This window comes from Cellulomonas sp. GbtcB1 (genome assembly GCF_019091725.1).
GTDB lineage: Bacteria > Actinomycetota > Actinomycetes > Actinomycetales > Cellulomonadaceae > Cellulomonas.
Genome location: NZ_JAGXJG010000629.1, coordinates 1 through 232 on the forward strand (window position 1 = coordinate 1; position 232 = coordinate 232).

The window sequence follows — 232 nt, forward strand, 5'->3', positions numbered from 1 at the left end:
CGGGCCCCGCGTACCGCCGGACGGCCGCCGGGACGACCTCGTCCTGCGGCCGGCGCGGGGCGGCGAGGGGCGCGGTGCCGGACGCGACGTACGACAGCAGGGGCCGGTAGTGGTGCACGGACCGCGGCTCGACCACCGCGACGCCGCGGCAGCCGTCCCGCCGGAGTCGCCCCGCGAGGGACAGGCCGGCGTTCCCGCCGCCGATGACGAGCACGTCGTGCCGCCGGGGACC

Annotated in this window: 1 protein-coding gene; it reads right to left on the bottom strand. The window is 81.0% G+C overall.

What is annotated here, in order from left to right; all coding sequences use genetic code 11:
* On the bottom strand, positions 1–232 hold a 232-nt coding region (locus KVT14_RS21595), incomplete at both ends, for an FAD-dependent oxidoreductase (RefSeq protein ID WP_217617411.1).